We start from the raw sequence: 16,127 nt of genomic DNA, 5'->3' as shown, positions 1-16,127 counted from the left end.
CGAAGAGCTTCCTGACGAAGATGAAGACACTCGCTAACCCAACCTGGCCCGCTCACTCGCCCACACAGCATGGCCAACGGCGCCACATCCCTCTTGACAACACACCAACTGTGCTCTACAATGACAGCAGAACCCTAACGTGATACGCCAGTACTCGTGCACGTGGGTGCACCGGTCTCCATCCGCCTCCAAAGCGGGCCGAGACGCCAAGGTAGCTCAGTTGGTAGAGCACAGCACTGAAAATGCTGGTGTCGACGGTTCGATTCCGTCCCTTGGCACCTCCCTTTAACCACGAGACGAAGACCAGTATGGGAAGCCTCTCCCTTCTCATACTGGTCTTCATCTTTTCTCCCCGCAGCTTGTGCGCCCCTTGGAGTTCTGCCAGATCGAGATCGCTGTGCTGCTTGTTGACAGGCTGATCAGCACATGGCAGAATGGGACTGCTCTCCTGGCCAGCAGCGATTGCAAGGCCATCGCTCCTCTCACTGCGCAATGGAACAGCAGCGAGAAAGAGGTCTTCTTAAGACGCAGGGAGAGCCAGGGTCTCGGTCGGAGCAGGATTATGCATCAAAAATCTTCTCAGAGCAGCCTTGAAGTGGCTATAGAGAAGAGTGTATCCAGAGGCATCTTTTTGTCGAGCGCCAGCCTGCTAGAGCAGGCAACGATCTCTCTGCAAGAGGGCTGGCGCACATCCGCAGGTCACCTCGACTTGAAAAGAAGAGAGCGCACCAGTCTCTTTCCGTGGCGCGGCCAGTTCTCTCCACAACTTGTTGAGCTGCTTCTGCAGCGCTATGCAGAAAGGAGCGCTGTCGTCCTGGACCCCTTTGTGGGGAGCGGCACAACCCTTTTTGAGGCGGCGCGCCAGGGCTTGAGTTGCTACGCTGCAGACATCAATCCAGCGGCGGTGGCGCTGGCCCGGACAGCCTACTTTGTCCGCCTGCCGCCATCTGAACGCCAGCATCTTATTGTGAAGGCGGAGTCCCTCCTCAAGAAGGCAATGCGGCCCGCCTTTACAGATCTCTTCTCCTTTCTGGAGCATCTCGAATGCGAGATAGACAACTATACCCTTTCCGAAGAAGAAGCCATACTACCCTTAATAAGGGACACTGAAGATCAACTAATCAGGATAATACTCATTAATACACTGATCAGAATCTTTGATAACAATTACAGAAGAAAAAGAAACTGGTATAGATCTTTCTACGAGCAGGCAGCGATTATCAGCAATCTACCCTATAGTGCTGCCCAGTATCATGTCTTCCACAACGATGCCCGCTCTTTGCCCCTGGCCAACAGAAGCATTCAGCTGATTGTGACCTCCCCTCCCTATATTAATGTTTTCAATTATCATCAGAACAATAGAGCGGTGATGGAACAGCTGGGGTGGAACCTCCTCGCCATCGCCCAATCCGAGATTGGAGCCAACCGTAAACATCGCCAAAATAGATTTCTAACAGTGATTCAGTACGCTTTAGATATGTTGGCTGCCCTACGAGAGATGCGACGCTTACTTGCCGAGAATGGGCACCTCATTATCGTCATAGGCCGCGAGTCAACCATCCGCGGCGTGCGGCTCGGCAACAGCAGGCTCATCACCGCTCTCGCCTTAGGAGGAGCTGGCTTTCATTTGGCCTCAGTTGAGGAGCGAAAGTTTCTGAACAAGTTCGGAGAGATCATCTACGAGGATGTTCTCCACTTAGCACCGAATTCTACGCTTCCTCCATCCAATGAAGAATTTGCCCGTTCTCTAGCTCTCTGTGTTCTCAGTGACGCATTTCAGCAAATAGATGCAGAGGCGCCTGCCGGCCAGGAGATCCTGGAAGCCATCAGCAAAGCCCACCGTGTTCAACCTTCTCCTTTCTTTGATCCCGAGCACACCATCGGAGGACTCCTATGAAATTCCCTACTCCTCATCTGGATAAGCTGACGGCGACACTTCTTAATGAGAAGCTGCCTCACGACGATAGGCCGCTGGTTGAGAAAACTCTGCAGAATTATCATATTTGGATATCTAGTTTAGAATCAATTGAGCTTCAGTACAGAGATCAGCCGCAAAAACTTCTGCATTAATATGGTAAGCGAATTGAACGAATACAGGCTACATCTCGACATAAACCTGATCTTTGACAGCCCTCATGACTGGCTTTATCGCCAGAAGGGCCAAACCAAGCTAGATAACTCAATCATTGAGGAGTTCCTTCCTCGCTTGGTACAGGCATTGCTCGGTCACAAGCTACCGCCAGGCATTCACCTCGGACCCGTTGAAAGCTTTTCCGCCATCTGGTTCGACTCAAGCCTGATCAGAAGGGAGCCAGCAGGAGGTCTCTCCCTTCGCCAGAAAGCCCAAGACTTCGCTCTGAGCTTGCCTCTCTATATCCGCGCCTCCCATTTACCCACCTTTGAGGGATCACTCCAACTGAAGACCAATTTAGCTTACATAGCAACCGAATGCAAAACTAATCTGGATAAGACTATGTTCCAGGAGGCATGCGCTACAGCCCGGGACCTGAAGTCAGCCCTGCCATTGGCCAAATATCTTCTCCTTTGCGAGTGGCTGGATATGAAGCCCATCAACACGGGCACAACGCCTATCGATAGGGTCCTGATCTTGCGCAAAGCAAAAAGAATCAGCGCGGCAACACGCGAGAAATTCAGCACTTACCAGGGGCGGCAAAGTCTAAAAGGAACCTATCTTACTTTTCTGCGCAGCCATCCCTACCGCGAGGAGGTCTTTCAGCTATTCATTAGCTATATTGATCAGTTCCTCTCTCAAGAGACGCTGGATGAGGAAACGGTGCTCGACCAGGGCTACTTCTGATCCCTCTCTGTCGAGCGCAGATCACCCACCGCCTTCCTCCACAGCCGGCCAGGTGCTTGCACCCAGGGACCGCCTTTCGCTAGAATGATCACAAAGTAAAAGAGCAGGATGAAGCGAGTCCGATGTCACGCATCCCCCCGGTTGAAGACAGTAATTTCTGGCCCGTGGACGCGGAAGGCGAGTCCAATCAGACTCAGGCTTTCGCCACCATGCAGGAGCTGTTTCGCGTCATGGCCCACCGTCCCGAAGTGGCGCGCCAGACGATGCAGCTGCTGCAAACAGTTATGCGCAGCGGCAGCGTCGAGCCGCGCCTGAAAGAGCTGCTGGCGATCCGCGTCTCCCAGGTCAACTACTGCCACTATTGAATGGCTGCCCATACTGCCCTGGCAGGGCAGCTAGGCGTCAGTGAGGAGCTGCTGGATGCGCTCTATCACATCGATACTCACCGCCATCTCTTTACGGCGCGTGAGCTGGTGGCTTTGCGCTTCGCCGAGATCATGACAACCTCGGCCCGTGACATCGATGAGGAGCTGTGGGACGAGCTGCAGAGCCATTTTGATGACGGCGAGATCGTTGAGCTGGCAATGGTGATCGGCCTCTTCAACTGCTTCAACCGCTTCGCGGATGCACTCCATATTGAGCCACCCCTCCGCTCTCGGGACAAGGAGGAGGCTCAACAGGGCAGCGGCAGCGGAGAGAGGAAGGATACGGAAGCCTATGGCCACGAGCGAGGAGCAACTGAAGGCCCTGATCAAGGACCTGTATGAGCTGTCACGCTACTTACACAGCCGCGGCGAGCGGTCTTTGAAGCTCGCTCGCCAGTTTGAGGAGCACGCCCAGAGCGATCCTGGCAACCGCGAGTTCGACCTGAGCCAGGCGCGGATGCTCGACTATCAGCACCATATCTGGCATGAGATTGGGAATCTGGTGGATCGCCTGCTACGCCAGTACGATCGCCCAGGCGCTTCTTGAAGCGGGTAGGAGATGAGACACTGAGACGAAGAAGGCAGGCCCGCGCAAGCCTCTGTGATCAGCCTGCCAGCGGCGCCTGCCTTCTCGCTACCAATCCATCCAATCTACGCGTGAGCGGGCCAGAGGGCGCCCGCGGGCTGCCTCGCGTCCTCACAGGCGAAGCGCGAGCACCCAGGACCAGGAAACCCTTTCAGCTTAACAAGACTAGAGCTGGCCGCTCTTGGCCTTGCTATAACGCTCGCTGAGTTCCTCCTTGGTGCGCTCGTAGATCTCCCGTCCCTGAGACAGGGCCTCGTTCGCGCGCTGACGCAGCTCCTGACTCAGTCCCAGTGAGCGATCGCGCAGTAGCAGCCCCTGCTCCGTGAGCTGCGCCCGCGTCGTCTCGCCCGACTGCGGCGCGAACAGCAGACCGGCGGCAAAACCTAGCCCAAAACCTAGGAGTAAGCCGGCAACAAATTTCATGGGTATCGTCCGTCCTCTCTTTCTTTAGAAAGCTCTCTCACTTATTGCTTGCTTTGCTTGTCTTAGTACACCACTGGTGGGCAAAGGAATGGCGCTGGAGAGGCAAAAGTGGTACTAAACAGACGAAAGACTAACTGGAGGCAGAACACGATCCGCATAGCCCTCTCCTGACGCCAGCTTGCCGCTGTAGCGGAGCGTTTCGACTCCTGAATATAGTACGCGCGGATCTGCCTGCCAGACTCTGGTGTGGACAACCAGTACCACGACAGGAGGAGAAAAGGCCAGGCATCGAGCGTCAGTCAGCAGGCGGTTCTCCTGCAAAAGAGAGTCAGCACGCTCAACGCGCCGGCTCATTGAGGACCTGCTGGACAAGCGCCAGCAGGTTGGTTAGCTCAAACGGCTTCTGCACCACATGCACCCCCTGGTAGTAGCCTGGTTGCTCTGCCACCAGCTTGCTCACCTGCTCCGCCTCTAGCACGGCAGCAGTATAGACAATAACCGGGACCTCTCGGGTGAGAGGATCAGCACGCAGCTGCTTGAGGATCTCCTGACCGGAGACATCGCCCAGTCGCAGATCGAGAATGAGCAGGTCAGGCAGATCACGCTTGACACGCGCCAGCGCCTCGCGCCCGTGCTGTAAAATAGAGACCTGGTACTCTTCGTCTTCCAGGACTCGCCGCATCAGATGCAGCAGCTCGTTTTTGTCATCAACAACGAGTATATGCTTGGTCACGTTCTTTCGGCGTAGCACCCTGTTCTGCCGCCTGGTCCCGCCCCCGTCAGGAGACAGGCCGGATCGCGAACAGGGGATAGACGCCGCCTCCTGTTAATAGCCGCCTAGCTGTCCTTCCGGTACGTTTCCCTATTCTTCAACTGAGGAAAAGGCAGGCCCTTCCTCACGGCTGCGTTTCCGCCAGGCCTTCCGCTGGTCCTCGCGACTGGCCAGAGAGGAGAGCGGCACCAGCACGGCCCTGACCGCCTCGACCTCGTGCTACCCTATCCCATCTGCCATGCTCTCTCTCTGGCACGGCACGCCTGGCGCTGCGGCCAGTGCATCCGCGCCGCTCAACGCCGTGACTGCCTGCACGGCATCAGATAGCAGGTATGCGACTCATGTAGAGTCCCCGGCCCTACCGTTGAGCTGGGTCGGGGCAGCTAGAGACCTGTCCCAGGGGATAACAGCCCCTAAGACCGACATGAGGATATACGCAAACTTGGCCCTTGTCAAGAGAGCGCCTTTGATCCCTTCGAGTGCTATCGAGACCTTGCCTTCCCCATTGGCGCTTATCGGTAAGTGTACCATGCCCCCTCTGCCAAGACAAGGTTGCCAGCCAGCGCCCTCTGACAGCGGATGAGCGAGCGTGGCCGCGGGGGGCTGCCTCCTGTCCTTCTACCCTTGTCCACCTCCCCTTCATTATACACGCTGGTCTTAAGCCATCGGCGTCACCCTGGCGGCGAACTAGGCGCGCGGGCCGTGGCTCAAGTCTGTCCAGGGATCGCGCACCCCCGTTAGTGACGCTCCTCTTCTTGACAGGCATGGTATCATTAGCCATGAGCCAGGGAGGAATGTCTCTTCCTTCCCCTTTCGGCGGTGACCCTCCCTGCACCGACCGCGTAGCTCAGCGGTAGAGCAGGCGCCTTTTAAGCGTAAGGTCGTGGGTTCGAGTCCCACCGCGGTCATTGTTTTCTTCTGGCGTCTCCCCTGCGGTATCCTGATGTGATGCAGTACCCATCCGGACCGGATGCGGCAGCACTGCGGTGCTGGTTTTTTCTGGCCCGCATCCGGTCCGGCTTCGCTTTTCTGCCGCCTCTCGTCGCCACCAACTCGTTCCTGCGAGCAGGCCTCGGCGGCAGTGAGCGATGAGGCCAGCACAAGCATCCATCATCGCCAACCCAGTCAAGGCGTCACCTTACCTTACCTTCATTCAGCCAAGTCACGCGGGGGCTGTCTCCCTAGCGCGGAGCGCGCCAGTCCGGTATCTCGCGCTTAGGCGAACAGCCTGCTCAGCAGGAGAAAAGGATCGGACCTATGGTGATTCAAGCGCAGGTCAGGCGACGTACCTACGTTGATTCGATCACCCTGATGCAGATCGCTACGGCCCTCAAGGGGCTGCCAGGCGTCGAGAACGCCGCCGCAGTGATGGCCACCGAGGCGAATCTCCAGCTACTCGCCGAGGCCGGTCTTCATCCCAGCGGGGTAACAGCGGGAGCAGACGACCTGCTGCTGGTGGTCAAAGCCACTATCCCGGAGGCCGCCGAGCAGGCGCTGCGGGCTGCTGAGGAGTTGCTGACCGCCCGCCAGCCGAAGAAGACCCCCCTCCCCGACGGCGAGTTCTCGCTCGCTGCTTCCACAGAGCCGCCACACTCTCTAGAGGAGGCCCTCAGACGCCAGCCCGAGGCTCGCCTGGCCATGATCTCGGTTCCTGGTCCCTATGCGGCCCTGGAGGCCGAGCTGGCCTTGCGCGCCGGCTTGCATGTCTTTTTGTTCAGCGATAATGTGCCGCTCCAGGAAGAAATCGCCTTGAAGCAGCTGGCTCAGCAGCGTGGCCTGTTGCTGATGGGACCGGACTGCGGCACGGCCTTGCTTCATGGTGTTGGCCTGGGCTTTGTGAATGTCGTGCCACGCGGCCCCATCGGCATCGTCGGCGCTTCGGGTACCGGCATTCAGCAGGTGATGTCGCTGATTGCTCAGCAGGGTAGTGGCATCTCCCAGATCATCGGCAGCGGCGGACGCGACCTGAGCCGCGAGGTGGGAGCCATAACTACCCTGGCGGGCATCCGTCTGCTCCTGGAGGACGAGGAAACGCGCGTGATCGTCCTGGTCTCCAAGCCGCCTGCGCCGGAGGTGGCGGCCCGTGTGATAGAGGAGGCGGCAAGCGGTTCGAAGGCAGTGGTGACCTGCTTTCTGGGCGCCGACCACGAGGCCCTGGAGCAGCGCTACGGCAGCCGGGTCGTGGTGGCTCGCACACTGACCGATGCCGCTACCCTGGCCGTTCAACTTGCCGCCACACCCGCCTCCTACCATGCGGCAACCACGCCAGCCAGCGCCATTGCCGCGCGCCTTGAGCGACTCAGGCAAATCAGCGCCGTCTCCTCGGCCAGCGGGCACCTGGTCGGCCTTTTCGCTGGCGGTACCCTCTGCGACGAGGCGATGCAGCTCTGGAGCGCCCTGCTGGGGCCTATTTACTCAAATATTCCGTTAGAGCCGGCCTGGCGTTTGCACGAAAGCAGTCTGACTGCTCTCCCCGGCCACTGCGCCATCGACTTCGGGGCCGACGAATATACCCGCGGACGCCCCCACCCTATGATCGATCCCTCGCTGCGCCTGCAGGCCCTTGAGACCGTGGCTGACCATCCGCGTGTTGCCGTGGTTCTGCTCGACCTGGTGCTCGGCTATTGCGCCCATCCCGATCCGGCTGCCATCTACGCGCCCGTCATCGCGAAGCTTCGCCGCCGCGGCCCTCGTCCAGCAATCGTGGTTTCGCTCTGCGGAACCGAAGGCGATCCGCAGCGTCTCTCAGCCCAGGCTGCGCGCCTGCAGGAAGCCGGGGCCACCGTCCTTATGAGCAACGCCGAGGCAGCCCTGCACTGTGTCCAGTTACTCTATGAGCAGGAGGAAAGCGGCAGTGTCGCCTAGCACGCCAGAGCAACTCAGCCCTTCACCATTCACCGTCATCAACGTGGGCGCCGAGCTTTTCGCCGAGGCCCTGCGCACCCAGGGCGTCACTGTGACCAGTGTGGCCTGGCGACCGCCCGCCGGTGATCCCGCACTCTTAGCTCGCCTGTTGGCCGATCCCGCCATCGATCGCGCCAACGAGATCGCCGTAGGGCGCATGTTGGCCGCCGAGCCTGTGCTGGTCGACGTACAGCCAGCCCGGACTCTCATTCCCCTCTTCCGCGAGGCCGCAGGAGGCTATGCCCTGCTCCACGCCGGTCCGCCGATTAGCTGGGAGCGTATGTGCGGACCCATGCGAGGCGCCATTATTGGTGCCTGCCTTTACGAAGGTTGGGCAAGCAACGAGGAGGAGGCCACGCGCCTGGCGGAGACAGGAAGCATTACCTTTGCTCCGTGTCACCACTATCATGCTGTAGGGCCAATGGCCGGTATTGTCTCGCCCTCTATGCCTCTGCTCATCGTTGAGGATAGAGTGCATGGCAACCGTACTTTTGCTCCCTTGAATGAGGGACTGGGCAAGGTTCTGCGTTATGGAGCCTACGCACCAGAGGTCATCGAGCGTCTGCGCTGGATGCAGGAGGTGCTCGGGCCGGCATTGAGCCGGGCCTTGCGCCATGTCGGCGGCCTTGATCTGCGCTCGCTGCTGGCCCAGGCCCTGCAGATGGGCGATGAGGGCCACAACCGCAATAAAGCGGCTACCTCCCTCTTTCTGCGCCAGTTGGCCCCGGCGCTGGTCGAAACAGGGACCTCCAGTGCGGAAACCGCCAGTGTGCTGCGCTTCATCGCCTCCAACGACCATTTTCATCTGAATCCTTCAATGGCCGCGGCCAAGGCCATGACGCTGGCGGGGTCGAATGTGCCTAACAGCAGCGTGGTAGTCACGATGGCGCGCAATGGGGTCGACTTTGGCATCCGCGTGAGCGGGCTGGGAGAGCGCTGGTTTGTGGGACCAGCCCAGTCGATTCAAGGTCTCTATTTCGCCGGCTTCGGCCCCGAGGATGCCAACCCAGATATTGGGGATAGCGCTATTACGGAGACCGCCGGGCTGGGAGCCTTCGCAATGGCTGGGGCCCCGGCCATCGTCCAGTTTATCGGAGGCACGCCCGCTGACGCTTTGCGCTATACCCGTGAGATGTACGCCTTGACCGTGACCACAAACCCACAGTTCAGTCTGCCTCCTCTCAATTTCCAGGGGACTCCGACCGGCATTGATATCCGCCAGGTCTGTCGCCTCAATCTGCCGCCGGTGATCAATACGGGCATTGCGCACCGCCTGCCCGGCATTGGTCAGGTCGGAGCCGGTATCGTTCACCCGCCGATGGAATGCTTTACCTCCGCCTTGCAGGCCCTGGCCGACAGCCGTCAGACCACCTGACACGACTCGCAGCAGGCCAGATCGCTTGCCGCGAAGTCGTCCGCAAACGAAAGGAGGAGCCTGCGCACGTCGGTTAACGGCACAGGCTCCTCGCTACCCGGCATTCACAGCCAATGACACAGGAAGGGAAGCGCTGACAGCAAGCCACCCAGGCAGGGCAGGCGCGCAATGACCGCTCCCCCTGCTTAGCGCGGCGTGCCGCTCTCGGGATCGAGGAAGAGACGCGCTGCACGCGGGCCGGAGAAGTCGAACATCTGTGTCAAGGGGCCAGCCAGCTCGTCAAAAGACTGATCGCCGATGCGCCCCAGCTGCCAGTTATCTTCGATAAAGCGCAGGATCGAGGTCTGATCGGTCACCGTATGGTCGACGAAGTTGACGCGCGCGAAGGGCGAGATCACCAGCAAAGGCAGACGAGGCCCATAGCCGCAGCGTCCCGAGTAGGCGCCAGGCTGGGGCGTTCCGCACTGTCCTGGCCCCGTGAGCGCATCGTAGGTCGAGTCAGCAGAACGGTTCACGATCGGCCCCATCACATGATCGTACCAGCCATCTGAATCGTCGTAAGCGATAATGATGGCCATGCTCTCCCAGTACGCTGAGCGCTCCAGGCGATTGATCGTGTTGACCAGGAACTGCTGTTCATCGAGCGGGTCAGAGTAGCCAGCGTGACCATCCTGATAGGCGGGAGGCTTCAGGAAGCTGACCGCCGGCAGATTGCCAGCCTGCAGCGCCGCCCAGAAATCGCTGAGATCGTACTGATGGTTGGCCTGGTCGGTGCGCCCGATCATCTGCACCGAGGAAGGCGGCAGATGATGGGGATTGGCTGTCGACTGATAGTACTGGAAAGGCTCATGGTGAGGGATATAGTCGGTGACGGTGACTCCACCAATGTTCTTGTGCGCTGCGCCACAGACCGCCTTGCCATTAGTGACCGCCGTGGGGCGGAAACCACCCTGGAACCAGCCCCAGGTAATGCCCTTGGCATTAAGCAGATCTCCTATGTTTTTGCCACTTAGCGAAGCCGTCGTCCCCACCGAGCAGTCATCGAAGGCGGGACGCACATCGCCGATCACCGTCCCGTTGCTGATTAAACCGGGAACATTGGTCGGCGTAGCGCCATGCGTCTGGCCAGAGGCCAGATTGAGCGCACCCGGCGTCGAGGGGCCAAACGTCGTGCCGAACGAGTTATCGCTCATAGCGAAGTGCTGGGCGTAGTTCCAGAGCGCCGTGACGGTGTTGCCATCGTAGTAGTCCAGCACGATCGACTTATCGGTGCAGCTTGAGCCAGCCACCGACTGCACAAAGCTATCCATCAGGCCGTGATCAAAGGCCTTCTGCTCATCGGTATAGCCGTGATCCTGATCGCAGGTCAGGGCCTGAGAGCGATCGAGCCGCTTGGGATTGGCAAGATTGGGGTTGTGATTCAACAGGCTCGGAGTCAGTCCGTTAACAGTGGGCGTGCCAGGTCTGGCATGGAAAGCCGGCTCGCCCGGAGGATTCAGCGCGACGGGGTAGGTGGCGAAATAGTGATCGAAAGAGACGTTCTCATCAAAGATGACCACGAGATGCTGAATAGGAGTGGTTGTCGAGCGCCGCGCTGCCGTTGCTCCTGTCCGAAGCTGGGCCGGTGCGCTTGCCGCGGCCACCGTTCCCAGTAGAATGACCATCAGCAACACAGCCAGTCCGACATTAAAGACGCGCTTCATCGTTTGCTCCAACCTTTCCGCAAGCTCACGAGACCAGAAACTGGTCTTGCCTGGAATCGGTAAGCCCTTGATCATCCCGTATCGCGTCCGACAGCCGCCAAGCGTCGTCTGCCCGGCAATGACTGTCTTCTTTGCAGCTCCATGAGGGATTGTATCACGCCTTGATTAAGCGGGCACAAAGGTCAGGTTAAAGAATAGCGACTATGTTGAGTATAGCGGAGGCCGAAAAATTCACGTTCTCACACACATCAACAAAAAACGAGCGAGAGCAGAAATAAAGATTTTTTAGCCCCTCAGCGCTCTGGCCAGGTGCTCATTGAGGCGAGAAGGGGTACAATCGAGACCTGGGCTGGTTAGAGATAGGTGATGTCAGTCAGGGGGTAGCCAGTGAAATAGCGCCAGAGGGGCGGGCGCGTCAGGAAGGCGGGCAGGCCATTCCTGAGTGCTCACCCCTCTTCTCAGACAGAGCGCAGTTGAGGGTATCAACGAAAGGATAACAGGCTCGCCTGCTTTGCAAAGAAGCTTACTCGGTGCGCAAGGCGACAATCGGATCAAGGCGTGCCGCCCGCTGTGCTGGATAGAAGCCGAAGATGATGCCGACCAGGGCTGAGACCCCGAAAGCCAGCAACACCGAGAGCGGATCGAGCACAAAGGGCGTATTGGTAAAATGCATCAGCACCAAAGCCCCGAGAGGACCCAGCACGATGCCGATCAGTCCGCCCAGGATGCTCAGCACCAGAGCCTCGATCAAGAACTGCGTCATCACATCGCGGGGACGTGCCCCGATAGCGATGCGAATACCGATCTCGCGCGTCCGCTCGGTCACCGAGACCAGCATGATGTTCATGATACCAATACCGCCGACCACCAGCGAGACCGAGGCCACACTGACCAGCAGGATCGTCAGGGCCTGATTGGTCCCCTGCACCGACTGCAGGACCTGGAGCTGATTAGAGATCTGGAAGTCATCGAGCTGTGGATTAGAAATGTTGTGCCGCTGCTCCAGCAACTGCTCGACCTCATTTTGCACCAGGCCAACATCGGAGGTGCTATCGGCAGTCAGCACGATCTGGCCCAGGGAGCGCCCACCGCTCAGGCGCTGACGCGCGGTGGTATAGGGCACATAGACCACGTCATCGGCGTTGCGCCCACCGGTGGTTCCCTTGGGAGCCAGGACCCCGATCACCGTAAAGGGGACGCCATTGATCCGCACACTCTGCCCTACTGGATCGGCGCCCGGGCCAAAAAGGTTATCGACCACCGTCTGCCCGAGCACAGCTACGGTATGGCCACTATCCTCATCGTCCTGCGAGATGAAGCTGCCATCCTGAAGCTGCCAGCCGCCGATCTGTTGATACGGGGGAGCCACGCCGACAACCGAGGTTGACCAGTTCTGGTCACCGGCCACCAGCTGCCCCTGGGCATTAATCAAAGGACTGACAGCGGTCACATGGGGGAGCTGAGCGATGGCATTGGCATCGTCCAGCGTCAGCGACTGGGCGGACCCCAGGCCGGAGCTGACCCCCCCGGTGCCGCGGGCGCTACCGGGGAAGACCGTGAGCTGGGTTGGATTGAGAGCGGAGAGCCGCTGATTAATGGTAGCGGCGTTTCCCTCGCTGATCGAGATCATCATAATCACAGCGCCGACGCCGATAATGATCCCCAGCGAAGTCAGCAGGGAGCGCAGCGCGTTAGCCCGTAAGGCTCGCAGCGCGCTGCGAGTCCCCTGATAGACAGCAGAGAAGCCGCGGGCCCGCCGATATTTGTGAACGGGAGGCAGGAAAGCGCTGCGGTCCAGCGGCGCCGGCTGCGGCACCGTGGCATGCTGTGCACCAGTCTCGGGCCTCAGAAAGCTCATGAGGTCACCTTCCTTCCCTCCTGTTCCTGATTATGATCATGGGTGAGCTGCAAGCGTGCCTCCAGCGGTTGGGGATTGAGCGTGTCGCCCACGACGCGCCCATCGCGGAAACGCACCTGGCGACGGCAATAGGCAGCGATATCGGCCTCGTGCGTCACCAGAATAATGGTCAGGCCACGGCGATTCAGCTCCTGGAGGATGCCCATGATCTGAACACTGGTCTGGCTATCCAGGTTCCCCGTTGGCTCGTCGGCCAGGAGCAGAGTCGGCGACGTTACCAGGGCACGCGCAATGGCCACACGCTGCTGCTGACCACCGGACATCTCTGTCGGACGATGGAGAGCGCGCGTGCGCAAGCCCACCAGCGTCAGAGCAATCTCCGCTCGTCTCCTACGCTCCTCGGCGGGCATCTGCATATAGGTCAGCGGCAGCTCGACATTCTCCAGGGCAGACATCCAGGGCAAGAGGTTGAAATTCTGGAAGACGAAGCCGATCGAGCGATTGCGCACATCGGCCAGCTCATTGGGGCTTAGCTCATCGACTGGCACCCCATTGAGCAGGTAACGGCCAGCCGTCGGCTGGTCCAGGCAGCCGAGCAGATTCATGAAGGTTGATTTGCCCGAGCCGGAGGGACCCATGAGGGCCACCAACTCGCCCGGCCAGACATCGAGATCAACCCCCCGCAGAGCTGGCACGACTGTGTGACCCAGGTAATAGTTCTTGACAAGCTGACGGACTCGCACCAGTGGATAGGCGCGATGTCCATCAGCCTGCCACTGCTCACGCTGCTCCATTTAGCGGCCACCTCCTCCTCCGCCGAAGAAGCGCGCGCCACCGCCACCGAAGCCACTTCCACTCAGGCTACTGCCCCCAGTGGTCGTGGTAGTCGTGGAGAGGTTAGAGAAGACGCCACCAGTTGCACTGACTACCACCTGGTCGCCGTCCTGCAGGCCCGAGAGTACCTCGGTATAGGTGCCATTGGTCAGGCCCGTCTGAATCACCACCGGGGTCAATTGACCATTGCGCAGCGTCAGCACCACTCGCGTGCTTCCACTGCTACTGGTGCTAGAGCCGCTCTGGCTGGAGCTACTGGCCCCGCTAGTATTGGCATTACCCTGACCGAAGGAGGCACCGGCATTGCGATAGACTTGCGCCAGCGCCTGCCGGCTGATGGCCCCAACCTGCACCGCCTCGTTGGTGAAGGTCAGCGCCTGGTTCGGCACCAGCAGCACGCCGATGCGCTGCTGGGTTGTGATATTGACCGTGGCAGTCATGCCTGGATAAATGTGAGCCCCGTTGAGGCTGTTCTGATCGACCGTCAGATCAACGGTATAGCTCACCACATTGGAAGAGTTCTGGCCAAGAATATCGATCGAGGAAACGGTCGCATGGAAGGTCTGGTTAGGATAGGCAGCAACCGTGAAGGAGGCCGGCTGACCCACCCGAACATTGGCAATGTCGGCCTCATTGACAGCCGCGGCGATCGTCAGCGAGCTGGTATCAACAAGCACCATAAAGGCGCTACTCCCACCGCTACCAGAGGAACTGGAGCTGGAACCTGTTGTACCGGGCGTCTGGCCGACCGTCCCATTAATGGCGACGATCGTTCCATTTGAGGGAGCTGTCAGCACAGTCTGGGCCAAATTGTGCTGGGCCGCCGTCAGCTGATCCTCAGCGCTCTGGAGCTGGCCCTGGAGCTGATCAAGCTGCGATTGCGAAGCCCCGCTGTTGACCGCATCGTTGTAGGCCGTTTGCGCGTTGTTCACCGCTTGCTGGGCCTGCGTCACGGCGTCCTGCAGCGAGGGGGAGTCGACTTTCGCCAGCACCTGGCCTTTGGTCACCTGCTGACCCACCTGCACATCGATCTCGCTGATCTGACCACCCACCGAGCTGGGGAAGTTCAGATTGTATTGGGCCCGCGGCATGATGGGGCCGGTGCCCGAGACGGTTACTGAGAGGTTGCCGGTGGTCACCGTTGCCTCCGTATACTGAGGCTTCTGCTGTGCCGTCAGATGCATGTAGGACAGTCCGCCCCCTGCGGCCAACAGCAGAACGACCACCAGCACTGTGGCAATCACCCAGCCGCGGCGGCGCCGGCGGCGCGGCGGCAAAGTGAGCTTGGTATCGAAACGCGCCGCTTCCTCTGTAGCGATCTCACTCCCTTCGTCCTCCAGTAACGGCTGGAGATTCGTCTCGACATCGGACATGCTTACATCTCCTTTCAGAAGAAGGCTCCTTGTTCGCTTCTGCTATCAACCTGCCTTCATTCCTTACCTCCCCTGCATCTGGGGGTTGATGGTGACACTGGAGGCGGTCAGCTGACCCTGGCTGCCGTTGGAGCCAACGACCAGAACCGTCACCCCGCTCTTGAGATCGCTCGCACTGGCAGCCTCGGTCTCAACGATGCGCGTGGTGCTGGTCAAGGTCAGCACGAAGTTGCTGCCGCTGCTATCGGTCACTGTCAGCTGATTGCCAGCAATCTGGGTGATGCTGCCGCGCACCGCGCGCGAGTTTTGCGTGTTCGTGCCGTTAGCGCCGGAAGCACCCTGACCCTGGCGCCGGAAACAGGCTGCGTTGAAGTTGCCGCGATTGCCACTGAAGCCCTGGCCATTTCGACCAGTGCCGTTGCCATTATTCGCAAAGCCCGCCTGACCGCTCCCAGCGGCAATAGAGACAGCGGAGTAGGTACCGTCCGAGTTCTGGCTTACAAAGACCGTGACCTGTTCCCCATCCTTGAGGTCGCTAACCTTCTCCTGCACCTGCTTGGTAAAGCGCGTACTGCTGGTGTAGACGACCTGCTTGCTCTGGCCCTGCCGATCCAGCACTGTGAAGGAGCCAGTACTCACGCTCTGCACCGTCCCGCTCACGCTCTGAAAGCGTGGGGTAGGGGGACAGGTGGGAGTCGCGGAAGCAGAGGCGCTGACGCCTCCGGCAGCACTGTTGCTGTTGGTGCCACAGGCCACCAATAACAGGAGAGCTGTCAGCGAGAGCAAGCCAGCGGTACAGCGCAGCAGCCGACGCACTGCTTGCCTGACAATGATCATGGTGCGGTGACTCCCTTCGCTTTTATGGGTCTCGTCACATGAAGGAATCTAGCTGATGGATGATAAAATCTCTGTTAAGATAGCCCGCCTGGCAGATCCTGGTCAGCTTCTCCTGGTACTGATGCGGCTTTGCTGGCCATCGAGCAGCTGAGCCTGCTCTCAAAGGGTCGAGGCTTGACAGTGCTAGAAAAGAGGTGAGCAGAGGGTGGGTACAGAGGG

Annotated in this window: 14 protein-coding genes and 2 tRNA genes; 9 read left to right on the top strand and 7 right to left on the bottom strand. The window is 59.5% G+C overall.

From position 1 onward, the window contains the following. Positions 1 to 205 precede the first annotated feature (205 nt). From IRZ31_RS13485 to IRZ31_RS13460, 6 genes are all read left to right on the top strand, one after another. A tRNA-Phe gene (locus IRZ31_RS13485) sits at positions 206 to 278 on the top strand. Between the two features lie 284 nt (positions 279 to 562). Continuing rightward, positions 563 to 1,897, top strand: a complete 1,335-nt coding sequence (locus IRZ31_RS13480) for a DNA methyltransferase (protein ID WP_297154482.1) — start codon at positions 563 to 565, stop codon at positions 1,895 to 1,897. Positions 1,898 to 2,071: 174 nt separating this feature from the next. Continuing rightward, a complete protein-coding gene (locus IRZ31_RS13475; RefSeq protein ID WP_297154480.1) occupies positions 2,072 to 2,818 on the top strand; it encodes a Bpu10I family restriction endonuclease in 747 nt (248 codons plus the stop codon). A gap of 122 nt (positions 2,819 to 2,940) precedes the next feature. Continuing rightward, positions 2,941 to 3,183 carry a carboxymuconolactone decarboxylase family protein gene (locus IRZ31_RS13470; RefSeq protein WP_297154478.1) on the top strand — a complete coding sequence of 81 codons (243 nt, stop codon included), beginning with the start codon at positions 2,941 to 2,943 and terminating at the stop codon, positions 3,181 to 3,183. Beyond that, positions 3,184 to 3,585, top strand: coding sequence for a hypothetical protein (locus IRZ31_RS13465; RefSeq protein ID WP_297154476.1), 402 nt, complete (start codon positions 3,184 to 3,186; stop codon positions 3,583 to 3,585). It abuts the gene before it with no gap. Further along, on the top strand, positions 3,536 to 3,790 hold the full coding sequence (locus IRZ31_RS13460) for a hypothetical protein (protein WP_297154474.1): 255 nt from the start codon (positions 3,536 to 3,538) through the stop codon (positions 3,788 to 3,790). Before IRZ31_RS13465 ends, IRZ31_RS13460 begins: the two co-directional genes overlap by 50 nt. Before the next feature lie 204 nt (positions 3,791 to 3,994). On the opposite strand, the gene IRZ31_RS13455 is transcribed toward IRZ31_RS13460, so the two are convergent. Both IRZ31_RS13455 and IRZ31_RS13450 read right to left on the bottom strand, forming a co-directional pair. After that, positions 3,995 to 4,252: a YtxH domain-containing protein gene (locus tag IRZ31_RS13455; RefSeq protein ID WP_297154472.1), complete on the bottom strand. Its 258-nt coding sequence runs from the start codon at positions 4,250 to 4,252 to the stop codon at positions 3,995 to 3,997. 337 nt (positions 4,253 to 4,589) lie between these two features. Next, a complete protein-coding gene (locus IRZ31_RS13450; protein WP_297154470.1) occupies positions 4,590 to 4,985 on the bottom strand; it encodes a response regulator in 396 nt (131 codons plus the stop codon). Positions 4,986 to 5,860: 875 nt separating this feature from the next. On the opposite strand from IRZ31_RS13450, the gene IRZ31_RS13445 reads away from it, so the two are divergent. From IRZ31_RS13445 to IRZ31_RS13435, 3 genes are all read left to right on the top strand, one after another. After that, positions 5,861 to 5,932: transfer RNA gene (locus IRZ31_RS13445), tRNA-Lys, on the top strand. 349 nt (positions 5,933 to 6,281) lie between these two features. Then, positions 6,282 to 7,889 carry an acyl-CoA synthetase FdrA gene (gene fdrA / locus IRZ31_RS13440; protein WP_297154468.1) on the top strand — a complete coding sequence of 536 codons (1,608 nt, stop codon included), beginning with the start codon at positions 6,282 to 6,284 and terminating at the stop codon, positions 7,887 to 7,889. After that, positions 7,879 to 9,303 carry a DUF1116 domain-containing protein gene (locus IRZ31_RS13435; protein WP_297154466.1) on the top strand — a complete coding sequence of 475 codons (1,425 nt, stop codon included), beginning with the start codon at positions 7,879 to 7,881 and terminating at the stop codon, positions 9,301 to 9,303. The genes fdrA and IRZ31_RS13435 overlap by 11 nt, the downstream gene beginning before the upstream one ends. Before the next feature lie 185 nt (positions 9,304 to 9,488). Here IRZ31_RS13435 and IRZ31_RS13430 read toward each other — a convergent pair whose 3' ends face one another. From IRZ31_RS13430 to IRZ31_RS13410, 5 genes are all read right to left on the bottom strand, one after another. After that, positions 9,489 to 11,006, bottom strand: coding sequence for an alkaline phosphatase family protein (locus tag IRZ31_RS13430; RefSeq protein WP_297154464.1), 1,518 nt, complete (start codon positions 11,004 to 11,006; stop codon positions 9,489 to 9,491). Positions 11,007 to 11,529: 523 nt separating this feature from the next. Further along, positions 11,530 to 12,864, bottom strand: coding sequence for an ABC transporter permease (locus tag IRZ31_RS13425; protein WP_297154463.1), 1,335 nt, complete (start codon positions 12,862 to 12,864; stop codon positions 11,530 to 11,532). After that, complete coding sequence (locus IRZ31_RS13420; RefSeq protein ID WP_297154461.1) at positions 12,861 to 13,658, bottom strand: ABC transporter ATP-binding protein; 798 nt, start codon at positions 13,656 to 13,658, stop codon at positions 12,861 to 12,863. Before IRZ31_RS13420 ends, IRZ31_RS13425 begins: the two co-directional genes overlap by 4 nt. Further along, positions 13,659 to 15,071, bottom strand: coding sequence for an efflux RND transporter periplasmic adaptor subunit (locus IRZ31_RS13415; RefSeq protein ID WP_297154459.1), 1,413 nt, complete (start codon positions 15,069 to 15,071; stop codon positions 13,659 to 13,661). It abuts the gene before it with no gap. 63 nt (positions 15,072 to 15,134) lie between these two features. Further along, positions 15,135 to 15,908, bottom strand: a complete 774-nt coding sequence (locus IRZ31_RS13410) for a DUF5666 domain-containing protein (RefSeq protein ID WP_297154457.1) — start codon at positions 15,906 to 15,908, stop codon at positions 15,135 to 15,137. Between the last annotated feature and the right edge of the window lie 219 nt (positions 15,909 to 16,127).

The organism is Thermogemmatispora sp., from assembly GCF_019683635.1.
GTDB lineage: Bacteria > Chloroflexota > Ktedonobacteria > Ktedonobacterales > Ktedonobacteraceae > Thermogemmatispora.
This window is presented reverse-complemented; position numbering and strand designations above follow the sequence as displayed.

Coding starts and splice junctions, on each gene's coding strand:
- IRZ31_RS13480 (WP_297154482.1), top strand. CDS start 563: ATGCATCAAAAATCTTCTCAGAGCAGCCTTGAAGTGGCTATAGAGAAG.
- IRZ31_RS13475 (WP_297154480.1), top strand. CDS start 2,072: ATGGTAAGCGAATTGAACGAATACAGGCTACATCTCGACATAAACCTG.
- IRZ31_RS13470 (WP_297154478.1), top strand. CDS start 2,941: ATGTCACGCATCCCCCCGGTTGAAGACAGTAATTTCTGGCCCGTGGAC.
- IRZ31_RS13465 (WP_297154476.1), top strand. CDS start 3,184: ATGGCTGCCCATACTGCCCTGGCAGGGCAGCTAGGCGTCAGTGAGGAG.
- IRZ31_RS13460 (WP_297154474.1), top strand. CDS start 3,536: ATGGCCACGAGCGAGGAGCAACTGAAGGCCCTGATCAAGGACCTGTAT.
- IRZ31_RS13455 (WP_297154472.1), bottom strand. CDS start 4,252: ATGAAATTTGTTGCCGGCTTACTCCTAGGTTTTGGGCTAGGTTTTGCC.
- fdrA (WP_297154468.1), top strand. CDS start 6,282: ATGGTGATTCAAGCGCAGGTCAGGCGACGTACCTACGTTGATTCGATC.
- IRZ31_RS13430 (WP_297154464.1), bottom strand. CDS start 11,006: ATGAAGCGCGTCTTTAATGTCGGACTGGCTGTGTTGCTGATGGTCATT.
- IRZ31_RS13425 (WP_297154463.1), bottom strand. CDS start 12,864: ATGAGCTTTCTGAGGCCCGAGACTGGTGCACAGCATGCCACGGTGCCG.
- IRZ31_RS13420 (WP_297154461.1), bottom strand. CDS start 13,658: ATGGAGCAGCGTGAGCAGTGGCAGGCTGATGGACATCGCGCCTATCCA.
- IRZ31_RS13415 (WP_297154459.1), bottom strand. CDS start 15,071: ATGTCCGATGTCGAGACGAATCTCCAGCCGTTACTGGAGGACGAAGGG.
- IRZ31_RS13410 (WP_297154457.1), bottom strand. CDS start 15,908: ATGATCATTGTCAGGCAAGCAGTGCGTCGGCTGCTGCGCTGTACCGCT.